The organism is Aetokthonos hydrillicola CCALA 1050, assembly GCF_017591665.1.
GTDB classification, from domain to species: domain Bacteria; phylum Cyanobacteriota; class Cyanobacteriia; order Cyanobacteriales; family Nostocaceae; genus Aetokthonos; species Aetokthonos hydrillicola.
This window is the reverse complement of record NZ_JAAKGC010000142.1, coordinates 1-10,955: the sequence shown is the minus strand read 5'-3', so window position 1 is coordinate 10,955 and position 10,955 is coordinate 1. Positions and strand designations below refer to the sequence as shown.

At 39.9% G+C, this 10,955-nt stretch carries 13 protein-coding genes; 8 read left to right on the top strand and 5 right to left on the bottom strand.

All coding sequences use genetic code 11. The annotated features are described in order from the left end of the window. The 3 genes from G4P69_RS33355 to G4P69_RS33345 form a co-directional block, all read left to right on the top strand. On the top strand, positions 1-1,107 hold a 1,107-nt coding region (locus G4P69_RS33355), incomplete at its 5' end, for an O-linked N-acetylglucosamine transferase, SPINDLY family protein (RefSeq protein ID WP_452039080.1). A gap of 143 nt (positions 1,108-1,250) precedes the next feature. Continuing rightward, on the top strand, positions 1,251-2,672 hold the full coding sequence (locus G4P69_RS33350) for a hypothetical protein (RefSeq protein WP_208341314.1): 1,422 nt from the start codon (positions 1,251-1,253) through the stop codon (positions 2,670-2,672). Between the two features lie 16 nt (positions 2,673-2,688). Next, the gene (locus tag G4P69_RS33345; protein ID WP_208341315.1) at positions 2,689-3,735 is read left to right on the top strand and encodes a DUF1822 family protein; all 1,047 of its coding nucleotides are present in this window, start codon (positions 2,689-2,691) and stop codon (positions 3,733-3,735) included. A gap of 122 nt (positions 3,736-3,857) precedes the next feature. Here the strand turns inward: G4P69_RS33345 and queA are convergent, their stop codons facing one another. After that, complete coding sequence (gene queA, locus G4P69_RS33340) at positions 3,858-4,994, bottom strand: tRNA preQ1(34) S-adenosylmethionine ribosyltransferase-isomerase QueA (RefSeq protein ID WP_208341316.1); 1,137 nt, start codon at positions 4,992-4,994, stop codon at positions 3,858-3,860. A 226-nt stretch (positions 4,995-5,220) separates the two neighbouring features. Here queA and G4P69_RS33335 point away from each other — a divergent pair, with 226 nt between their 5' ends. Further along, positions 5,221-5,610: a hypothetical protein gene (locus G4P69_RS33335; protein ID WP_208341317.1), complete on the top strand. Its 390-nt coding sequence runs from the start codon at positions 5,221-5,223 to the stop codon at positions 5,608-5,610. A 41-nt stretch (positions 5,611-5,651) separates the two neighbouring features. On the opposite strand, the gene G4P69_RS33330 is transcribed toward G4P69_RS33335, so the two are convergent. Further along, on the bottom strand, positions 5,652-6,125 hold the full coding sequence (locus G4P69_RS33330) for a YraN family protein (protein WP_208341318.1): 474 nt from the start codon (positions 6,123-6,125) through the stop codon (positions 5,652-5,654). A gap of 14 nt (positions 6,126-6,139) precedes the next feature. On the opposite strand from G4P69_RS33330, the gene G4P69_RS33325 reads away from it, so the two are divergent. The 4 genes from G4P69_RS33325 to rpsU all read left to right on the top strand — a co-directional run bounded on the left by G4P69_RS33325 (position 6,140) and on the right by rpsU (position 7,867). After that, entirely contained in the window at positions 6,140-6,649 is a 510-nt protein-coding gene (locus G4P69_RS33325) for a pentapeptide repeat-containing protein (protein ID WP_208341319.1), read from the top strand. 181 nt (positions 6,650-6,830) lie between these two features. Further along, complete coding sequence (locus G4P69_RS33320) at positions 6,831-7,046, top strand: hypothetical protein (protein ID WP_208341320.1); 216 nt, start codon at positions 6,831-6,833, stop codon at positions 7,044-7,046. A 136-nt stretch (positions 7,047-7,182) separates the two neighbouring features. Next, positions 7,183-7,491 carry an RNA recognition motif domain-containing protein gene (locus G4P69_RS33315; RefSeq protein WP_208341321.1) on the top strand — a complete coding sequence of 103 codons (309 nt, stop codon included), beginning with the start codon at positions 7,183-7,185 and terminating at the stop codon, positions 7,489-7,491. A gap of 184 nt (positions 7,492-7,675) precedes the next feature. Then, entirely contained in the window at positions 7,676-7,867 is a 192-nt protein-coding gene (rpsU, locus tag G4P69_RS33310; RefSeq protein WP_208341322.1) for a 30S ribosomal protein S21, read from the top strand. Between the two features lie 103 nt (positions 7,868-7,970). Here the strand turns inward: rpsU and G4P69_RS33305 are convergent, their stop codons facing one another. The 3 genes from G4P69_RS33305 to plsY all read right to left on the bottom strand — a co-directional run bounded on the left by G4P69_RS33305 (position 7,971) and on the right by plsY (position 10,922). Further along, complete coding sequence (locus G4P69_RS33305; RefSeq protein ID WP_208341323.1) at positions 7,971-8,612, bottom strand: hypothetical protein; 642 nt, start codon at positions 8,610-8,612, stop codon at positions 7,971-7,973. A gap of 19 nt (positions 8,613-8,631) precedes the next feature. Further along, positions 8,632-9,714, bottom strand: coding sequence for a hypothetical protein (locus tag G4P69_RS33300; protein ID WP_208341324.1), 1,083 nt, complete (start codon positions 9,712-9,714; stop codon positions 8,632-8,634). 536 nt (positions 9,715-10,250) lie between these two features. Beyond that, positions 10,251-10,922, bottom strand: coding sequence for a glycerol-3-phosphate 1-O-acyltransferase PlsY (plsY, locus tag G4P69_RS33295; RefSeq protein WP_208341325.1), 672 nt, complete (start codon positions 10,920-10,922; stop codon positions 10,251-10,253). Between the last annotated feature and the right edge of the window lie 33 nt (positions 10,923-10,955).

Genomic DNA, 10,955 nt, shown 5'->3' with positions numbered 1-10,955 from the left:
TATCCCCAATGGATAGAGCCTTTATCGATGCCAAGCCTGAAGGAGAAAATTCGGGTGGGCTACGTTTCTCATTACCTGCACTCTTACAGTGGAACACTTTGGTTAACTGGCTGGCTGCGTGAGTGCGATCGCCAAAACTTTGAAATTTACTCTTACTACACTGGAAACTCCCCTGACGCGATTACACAAAAATTCCAAGAGTACAGTGATGTTTTCCACCATATTCCTTATAACCTGGAAGCTGCTTGTCAACAAATAATAGCTGATAAACTGCACATCCTGGTCTATCCTGAGATTGGTATGAATCCCCAAACAATGCTAATGGCAGCTTTACGACTTGCCGCTGTACAGTGCGTTGCGTGGGGGCATCCGGTAACAACTGGCTTGTCAACAATTGATTACTTTTTATCCAGCGAGTTAATGGAACCGGAGAATGCACAAAAGCATTACTCAGAGAAACTGATTCGCTTACCTAATATTGGAGTTTCTTACCCCAAGCCCTATATTCCACCAGTAACCAAAAGCCGCTCAGATTATAACTTACCAGAAGACGCTATTCTGTACTTGTGTTGCCAAGCACCTTTTAAATACTTACCACAGTACGATTTTATTTTCCCAGAAATTGCTTGTCGTGTCCCTAAAGCTAGATTCGTATTTTTGCGAGGTGAGTTACTTCAACAGCGTTTAAATCGTGCTTTTACAGCGGTAAATCTTAAGAGTGAAGATTACTGTATATTCTTGACCATTCCAGAACGGGTTGATTATTTGATGATTAACCTGCTTTGTGACGTTTACCTTGACACTTTTACTTGGTCTGGGGGTAATACTACCCTAGAAGCGATCGCTTGTAACCTGCCAGTCGTCACTTGCCCAGGTGAATTTATGAGAGGGCGTCACTCCGACAGTTTCCTCAAAATGTTAGGAGTTCCAGACACAATTGCTCAAAATGAAACAGAATACATAGAAATTGCTGCTAAATTAGGACTAAGCACTGCTTGGCGGCTGAATATTGCCCAAAGCATCAGCGAACGACAAGATTATCTCTATAACGATAAAGTTTGTGTTAAAGCTCTTGAAAAGTTTTATAACACTTTAATAGGTGCCTAATTGACCGAGAAACCACACTTTTTTGCTAGATACAAAGCTTCTTGGGGGAAACTGCATAAGCTCCAACTGCTCACATTTATTTATTTCATGCAACGATGTAAGGAATGAAGAATCCCTGTCAATTGTGAGGCTAAGCAGCAACAATGGGTGTTTCATCAAGATATTGGAGCATATGGCGAATCACCCCTGGAAGTGAAACGCTAGGATATAAATGTCATTCAATTGACATTGCACGAAAGTTTTTTGACGAACAAGTTGTCAATTATGAGTATGAGGATATACAAGTTGCACTGCTATCTTACTTTAATGAATCTGATGTTGATATTATCACTCGTGCTCAAGCTGGACTGTGTCTAAGATGCTATGTTTCTCTACCTATACTTAAAACTTGTCAAAAACTTGACAGCTTGTTCAGTGGAGAAAAGTACTTTACGTATAAAGATCTATTGCCATTTGTTTTAAATGACGATGGACAAACTCTAGTTGTTTTGGATAGCGATCGCAAAAAACAATTGAGAGTTAACGAAACCGGAAGAGCCGAAAATTCTCAGTATCAATTTTTTCCTGTTAAGGTTTTACAAACATTTAAATTGAATTCTGAGTCTAGAATGAGCCTAGATAACTGGACACATTTACAAACTAAGCAACATCCCGAAATTAAAGATTTCTTGTCTGAGTTTGGTTTTAAGCACTTAAGCGACTGGGCACTTTTAAATAGAGTTAGAGTTAAACAATTTAAAAATTTATCTCAGCGCGATCGCAATATTGTAGAGGTTTTCCATATAGTTTATCGTCGAGATCGGCTTCAGCGCAATTTAAGGGGAATCAAAAAATGTCCAGATCCTTCTGCATCTCAATTGCAAGAAATGATCAGCCACTTGCGACAAAGAAATCTTATCATCAACACAGCAGGAGAGTTGATGAAAGAGTTAAACCAGATAGCTGTACAGTTGAGACAGTATGACATCTGGAGTTATAGAGAACCGCTAGAGATTCAAGATCCAGATACAGGAATTCGTTCACCTAGAACAGATTTACCCACCAACACTTTCAATGAATTAGATCTAGAAGAGCGAGAATTTTCTGATTTTTTGTATGCGCAACTCAACTTGACTCTAATCGAAGCCATAGAGCAAGAGATACAAGAGCGGCTGAGTAGTTTACAAAAAAGCAAAAAATATGGACCACTTGCCAAACAATTCATTCCTGGATTACAACTATATTACTGTCAGGGGATGTCTTTGAAAGAGATTGCCCCTAAATTAGGAATGACGAGTTGGGATCAAGCTAGGCGAATCTTGAATCCGGGAGAACTTCTATCTAAAGTACGAACTTTAACGGTACAAAAACTTCTCGAGAGTATCTTGGATAAAGCTGAAAAAAAAGGATTAACTAAAATTCCTCATAATCCAGACTACATCGAAGCCCTGGCTATTCAAATTGAAGCTTTTACCGATGGAGAAATTTTCAGTCAAGCATTAGAAGAACTTAGGACAGGAAAGAACCGTTCGATGAACAGTATTTATAGTCAGCAACTTCGCGTTTACTTAAAACAACATAGATAAGGCAGGAATTAAAGTTATGATTACTTCAACTAATTTGAGACTCTCTCTTTTAGAAGAAACTTGGCTAGATCCAGAACATTTTGAAAAAGCAAGAGAGCTAAGCAAGCTAGTAACTGGTGAGGTTACTCAGTGGCAAACCTATTTAAATATACTAGCGTTACTCGGCTTTGAACAATGGCTCAGTGAGCGTATCCCACAAGAATCAATAGATGTAGAGACTATTATTAATGAGAGTAGTTGCTCTATTGATTGTTGTGATTTTAAAGTTTGTGTTATTGCTACAGAGCAAGTACTAGATGAAGTGGTGAATGTTCCTCAAAAAATTATAGAACAACCACAATTAGCCACTCATTTCTATGTAGTGGTTGAGGTACTAGAAGAAGAAGCAAAAGTTATTATTAGAGGAATTTTACGGTACGACCAATTGAGGGATTATATAACGGAAGTAAATTTACAACCTCAACAAGAAGAATGTAATGAGTACTATCGACTACCTTTATCCTTGTTTGATGCTGAACCAAATCACCTCTTATTCTACTGTCGTTTCTTAACCCCGAACTCTATTCCTCTACCTATAGTTTCAGGCGATCCTTCATCTGTAGTCTTATTTGCCTCAATGGAAAAAACTAGAACCAAGTTAAGTCAATGGTTAGAGAACATCTTTGAAGAAGGTTGGCACGTTATTGATACGTTAATAAATCCAATACCTAATCTCGCTTGGCATACTAGAAACGTTCAAGAAGCTGTAGAAAGAGCAAAATTAATTGATTTAGGCATGAGTCTGAGTGATCAAACTGTAGCGTTGCTCGTAAACATCACGGAAAGAACAGAGGATAAATTAGGTGTTTTGATACAGTTACATCCAACAGGTGAGGAAAGGTATTTACCACAAAATTTCAAACTGACTTTACTATCAAAGACTGGAAAAACTCTTCAAGAAGTCATTTCGAGAAGTCACGATAACTACATCCAACTTAGACCCTTTAAGGGTGAACCTGGTAAATGTTTCTGTATCAAAGTAAGTTATGGTGATGCTAGCATTCAAGAAGATTTTGAGCTTTAGTAATGAAGAATTCAGGAGTCAGGAGTCAGAAATCAGAAGTAACTGAAGTAAGTATTAACGCATAAAGCAGTTTAAGTCCCAAGATGGGATTAATTCTGACTCCTGTATTGTGACTCCTGTATTCATGGTAAGATCAACATTGCATCGCCGAATGAATAAAAACGGTATCGAGCTTTGATAGCTTCTTGGTATATGTTTAACAAATTTTGCCTACCGATTAAAGCACTCACGAGCATTAACAGACTTGAACGGGGAAGGTGAAAATTGGTAATCAAGCCTTCCACTACCCGCCACTGGTAGCCAGGATAAATAAACAAGTCTGTTAGACCACAAAACGGTTGTAACTCTCCTGATTGTGCTGCACCTTCTAATGCTCGTGCTACTGTTGTACCTACCGCAATAACTCGACCACCGGCGGCTTTGGTAGCGCGGATCATCTCTACTGTTGATGAAGAGACTGAAATCCATTCTTGATGCATTTTGTGAGTGGTGACATTTTCGACTTCTAAGGGACGAAATGTTCCTAAGCCAACGTGCAGTGTTATGAAACTTTGGTTAATTCCGCGATCGCGCAACTTTTGTAGTAACTCTGGTGTAAAGTGTAGCCCTGCTGTTGGAGCAGCGATCGCTCCTGGATGTTTTGCATAAACTGTTTGGTACTGTTGGCTATCAGCATTAGACGAAGTAATGTATGGAGGCAAAGGTACTACACCAAACACTTCTAATAATTCCACCAGAGATAACCCTTCAGGCACATCGAATTTCAGTAACCGTCCTCCAGTAGTTTTATCTGTTTCCATAACTGTTGCTGTAAGGGAAGGAGGAAATTCTTTACCAGCAACGCCTCCCCTTGGTTCAAAAATAATCTTTGCTCCTCGTTTAAAGCGTTTTCCTGGCTTTACCAAAGCTAACCAACAGTTATCAAGCCGATCTTCCAAAAGCAAAACTTCTATCTCTGCACCCGTAGATTTACGGCCATATAGTCGTGCCGGAATAACCTGCGTATTGTTCATAACTAATAAATCTTTGGGCCGCAGCACATCCGGTAAATCACGGAAAATGTTATGCTGAGGTAATATTTGTTTTCCTTCATCAGTGGAATTCACTACCAGCAGCCTAGAACTGTCACGAGGAACTAGTGGATTTTGCGCAATAAGTTCTTGAGGTAAGTCGTAATTATATCCGTCTAAAGAATGGTCTTCATTCTTCCCAAGGTCAGAGGTTGCACTCAAATTGTATGTTATAAGTGGTTGTTCCATTTATATGTAGGTTCTCTTAATACTCAGTGGTTTTCACGTTGGTTTATTGTGAACTTTAATTTTGATCTCTAGGTTTTCACGCCCATACTATTAAGCAATACGTAACCTCGAATATGAAAATTGGGTAAACCTCCCCATCTAAAAACGGGGGCTTTTACCCTAGCGGGTGGGTGGTCTATATCCCAATAATAGAAATGTAGGATTGGCTTTGATCCCAAGTACGAAGATGGAATACTTGTATTATCTGGCAAATGCCAGTCTAACTTTGCGGGCTGTTCAATTCTTGCATGCCAGACCACGGATAGCTGTTTCGTTTGTCACCGTAATTCATCAAATTGATGGCTGGGTTGTTAGGATCAAACTCAAGGGTCAAATATCACCCCAAGAGGATGGAGATATTCGTGCTTTCCTAAACGAATTAGGAATTAGCTACGAACCGCCCATGCGGGTGCAGATGGCACTATGGAGTTTGGAAGCTGGTCAGTGCCCTGTTGATGTAATGCGTCGCTACCAAGTAGCTATAGTATCTCATGGTAACCCAGAGAGAGAAGAAATAGAAGCTTTCCGCCAACAGTTTGTCAGAGGACTAGGTTATTGTCCAGAAACGCTAGCTTAATAAGGCTTTGAGCTAATAGCTAATTGAAAAAGTATTAGCTATTAGCTATTAAAATTATTACAATCGAAGGCTGCTGGAATATATTCTTCCAAGGTTAACCTGTAACCGCCTGCTGAAGAAAAGGCTAAACTCTCTTGTTTACTGTACCCAGCAGTTAGTCGTTGTGATATTCTCTGAGCAAGTACAATAGCAGCATCAAATCGGCATGTAAAATCTGCCTTTTGAGGATAACGTGTTAAAAATACCTGACCTGTACGCCAAAGTTTCGTTTGCTTTTTCTGCGCGATCGCACTTCTTCCCCCTGCATCCCAGCTACCTGGAGTGCGGGTCTTGACCTCAACAAATGCGATGATAGGATTATTCTTCCCATATTCGGCGATAATATCAATTTCTCCACAGCGACAACGCCATCGTCGATGCAAAATTAACCATTCTTGAGATTGTAACCACTGGGCTACTAGGTCTTCTCCTGCGACACCTATATCGAGATAATGAGATGGAGGACGATTAGCCATTGGTATCAAGCAAAATGAATTACAGGTTCAACAATCGAATTTGGTCAAATATACTTACTTTACTGCTTTTAGCAGTTATATGTATTACTGGAACCCTAAGTATAGTTCCAAACGCATTGGCACTGGACTATAACAAAGAAAGCTTAATTCGGGCTGATTTTTCAGGACGGGACTTAACAGACTCTAGCTTTGCCCACGCCAATCTCCGTTACAGCAACTTTAGTCACACCAATTTACAGGGTGTGAGTTTCTTTGCAGCCAATCTAGAATCAGCAAATTTTGAAGGAGCTGATCTTAGAAATGCTACGTTGGACTCTGCTCGCTTGACTAAAGCCAATCTAAAAAATGCAGTCTTAGAAGGTGCGTTTGCTGCTAACACTAAGTTTGATGGTGTTATCGTCGATGGAGCAGATTTCACCGATGTCTTGCTGCGTCGAGATGCCCAATATACCTTATGTAAGGTTGCTCAAGGCACTAATCCTACTACTGGACGAGCTACGCGCGATACTTTATTTTGTCCTTAGAGACGGGATTGGGGATTGGGTACTGGGGACAAGAAAATGGAATGTGTAAATTAATTTACTTTTGGTACTGAAATATAAACAAGAATCTGGAATAGTTCTGGCTGATGTTGTATCTCTAGAGTGTGGGTGAACCTCATGCCCAATGCCCCATGCCCCATGCCCCATGCCCCACAAATAAACTATGCACAAAATTCTTTCATGTTTTACCTTGTTAATTCTTGTTGTCCTAACTCTAGGTGCTTGTTCAGCACCCTCATCATCGGTGATGGAGCAACGGCAAACAACCGAGGTTGAGCAATACAGCAGTGACAGTGGTGGTCAGCAGAAACAGTGCAATCACTCTGTTGTGATCCAAAACAACGGTAAAACCGAAACTCATCAATCATCGAAGTGCTAGGTTGTCTAGCAACTACAACGCGTTTGGTGTTATAATGGGCGAAAGATTATTTTCGGTTATACAGTTTGTGTCAATCTCTTTACAAGCGTCTCTCCGAATCTAAATCTCTACGCAATTTTGATTCTGGAGATGTTTTATGTCAATTTATGTCGGGAATCTCTCTTACCAAGTTAGAGAAGACGACCTTAAACAAGTCTTTTCTGAGTACGGAACTGTTAAGAGTATTCAATTACCTACTGATCGAGAAACTGGTCGCGTAAGAGGTTTTGCCTTTATAGAAATGGGAACAGATAACGAAGAAGCCGCAGCAATTGAAGCTCTTGATACTGCTGAGTGGATGGGTCGTAGTCTTAAAGTGAATAAGGCTAGACCTAAGGAAGACAAAGGTTCTTTTGGTGCTAGACGTGGTGGTAACAACAACAGAAGCTTCTCAAGCCGCTACTAAACTTTTTGACTGTTTTTGGCAGATCATTAATCTGCCGATTACATAACACCTATTCGAGAGTATAATACCATATCGAAATGGATAAATATGGGTTGAGATGATTAGAAATTAAGTAAAACTTAACCAACCCTTTTTCGCTCCGATTTGACAGCCATCTATTAACTTATACTAAGTAGGAGAGAGAATGACCCAAATAATTATGGGCGAAAATGAAGGAATTGAATCAGCACTACGCCGATTTAAACGAGAAGTTTCTAAAGCGGGGATCTTTCCAGATATTAAGAAGCATCGCCACTTCGAAACGCCCTTGGAGAAACACAAGCGTAAAGCTAAAGAAGCTGCCAAGTCTAAGCGGTATAGGAGACGTTCAAGTTAGGTCGTCTTTTTGTTAACCAAGATGCGTTATGGCACTGCTATAGCGCATCTTAAGTTTTGATAAAGGAAAGGCAAAACTGCTTACAAGCTAATTCTTGAAGGTGCTATTGTACACTGTTAAGAAGCTGTGACAACACTGACTGTATAGCGAGTAGAGCAGGTGGAGGATTATTCAAAAACTCTGCAGAGCTATTGTTAATTAACTTATTGTAAGCATTCACTGCTCCTAGTAATTTAGATGGATTGACTTTAATTTGAGAGTTATTTCCATTGCGTGAAATGGTTTTTATTAAGCCTTTCAAGCTATTAACTAGTTGTCGAACTTCGACTCGTGTTGAAGCATTCCCACCAGCACTTAATTCATTCACGATTTGGCTTTGGTTACCGTTGCTAGAGGGTACTGTTGTTAAGAGACTCAATACAGCTTGCTGTATCTGGGGAGAAATTGATTGACCTGTTGGTAAACTTAAGTTGTTAATAGCCAGTTGATTGAGTACAATCCCAGCAGATTGGTTGACGGATGTTTCGATGGTATTGTTCTCAAATTCTACTCTTCCTCCCCCACCCTCTGTTTTAGAGGGGGAGAAACGACCACCAGAAACATCGCTAGTTGTAACAATACTACCAGTGACATCTGATTGGTTACCGGTTTGGGCTTGAGCTGGTAGACATGCGTGAAAAAGCATAACAGCTACGAAAGTCAAGCTAACAGATAGACGAAATGGAAAATGTTTAATGTTAATCATTGCATTTCTGCTCAAGAATTTAGAACGTGTAACCAAAACCGAAACCTAGAATAAATCTAGCACCATCACCAGCATTGCCTGTAACGTCTGCTACAGCTGGAGTAATAACAACTGGAATCTTTCGGAAGGGGGCTATAGAAGTACCTAGTGTCAGATCTTGACCAGTCCAATCTGCAATGAAGGATATCGGTTCAGCTAATCTTACCCCGACACTACCAAACACATTAACTGAGTCTATACGTTTTTGAACATCGTGTTCTGATCGGAAACGACCACCGCCTAAGCCTAACGATACAGTAACACTGCTAAAGGGTTTAGTAATATCATCCTTTAATTGAAAAACTTTACTAGCAACGCCATAGACACTGCTTCCAGCATCTGGAGAACCAAATGTCGCTGCGTTCTCTACCCCAAGAGCGATCGCCAAATTGTCAGGAAACAAATGGTGAAGCTTCAAGCTAACACCGCCGTTACTGAAGAAACCTTCTCTGAGAGTAGAAAAAGACGAAATAGCGACTTCTAAACCTACTAATTTTCTGTCGCCTAGACCAAATCCGAAAACCAATCCACCATCATCTTTATCGGCAAAGCGTACTCTAGTTTGATAGCTACCTCCCACGAAAACATCACCGAACGATGCACCAAAAGCTGTAGGACTAGCAACAGATGATCCAGGAGTACTGATAATTCCTTGCGTTATTGTTGTTAGCTTACTGAGTTTCGTTGATGGAATACGAAAACGTGTTCGTAAGTTTTCAAGCTCATCTGTTTGAGGCGCTGTGTTTTGTGGTGCTTCGTTCTGAGCAATATATTGATCAGTTACAGTCTGAGTTTTTCGAGTTAGGAGATTTGATAATTGTGCTGTTTTGTTATTTATCTTTGGGTTTTTTGTTAATTCCTCTGTGAAATTTACCTTTAAGTGACGAGCCTCAGTTCCTAGCAAGTAGTAAGATTTAGGAGGAGTAACGCTCTCAGCAAGCCGAGCTTTCAATTGACTTGAACCAGATTTAGCCGTCTTACTTAAATTAGCACGAGCGCTATGACCCAAATTGCTAAAGGCAAGAGCAGCTAAAAGATAAACAGGAATTTTCCAAATACGCATATGACTAACTCTATTTGTTACGAGTAACCGAGTTCATTGCTTTTGGGTAGAACAGAAAGCAAATACTCCCAATCTCAAACTTTGGAATGTGGAATGTAAGAGTTTATCGACTCTTCCTACTGCAACCTCAAAAGGATATTTGTCATGTTTTTGATAAGTCCTAACAGTTTACGCTCAGAAAAACTCTTTCATATTTGCGTAAAATCAGATATAGAGCTTATACCGTTTCTTTATGAAGAAACGCACTTTTACTAACCCTTTGAAACCGAGGGTTATATGCACACCATTAAGAATTAGTATTAGCTTTAATTAAGCTTACCTACTGAGCTTCTGAACAATTCTTTTGTAGTCTTTATATAAATCAGTAGCAATGTGGCAATTACTGAAATAATGTAACAATTTGAAATAAAATATTAGTAATAGTACTTAAAATAATTATAAACATCGATTACTAGAAACCCGAGGGCGTAAGCCTTGGCGGGACTCCGATGGTACGCCCCCATCATTTAGCATCTTTAAGACAAATGGGAAGCGTATTAACTTGGCACTTGAGTTTCTGTTGCTGTTTTCTGTCCTAATTTTGGCTCAGTACCTTGTAATAAACGCTCGATATTACCACGATGACGCGCAATTACATACAAACCACCTGTAATACCAAACAGTATGTAGGGTAAAGGTTGATGTAAAAGGATCATAAAAACAGAAACAGCGATCGCACCGCTTATTGAACTCAAAGATACAATCCGCGATATCGCTACTACAACAGCAAAGACTCCAGCAGTTGCTAAACCTACCTGCCAATTCATTGTTAACAGAATTCCTAAACCTGTAGCAACTGATTTTCCACCAGTGAAACCCAAAAAAATTGATTTACTGTGCCCTAATACAGCAGCTGAACCGGCTAAAACTACAAGCCACGATTGCCAAACTTCAGGATTGACTGTAGACGGGATGACATCAACATACTTAAATAATAAGTAGACTAAGGCGATCGCTATCACTCCCTTGAGACAATCAACGGCTAAAACGAATGCTCCTGGAGCTTTACCTAAAGTTCTTAACACATTAGTTGCTCCTGTTGAGCCAGAACCAACTTCTCGGATATCAATACCTTTTAACAGCTTAACTGCTAAGTACCCAGTAGGAAATGATCCTAGAAGGTAAGCTGTAACCAAAATTAGCCCGCACAAACTTAACCAAAGAGTCATATTCAGAGTTAGGAGTTAGGAATTAGGTATTGG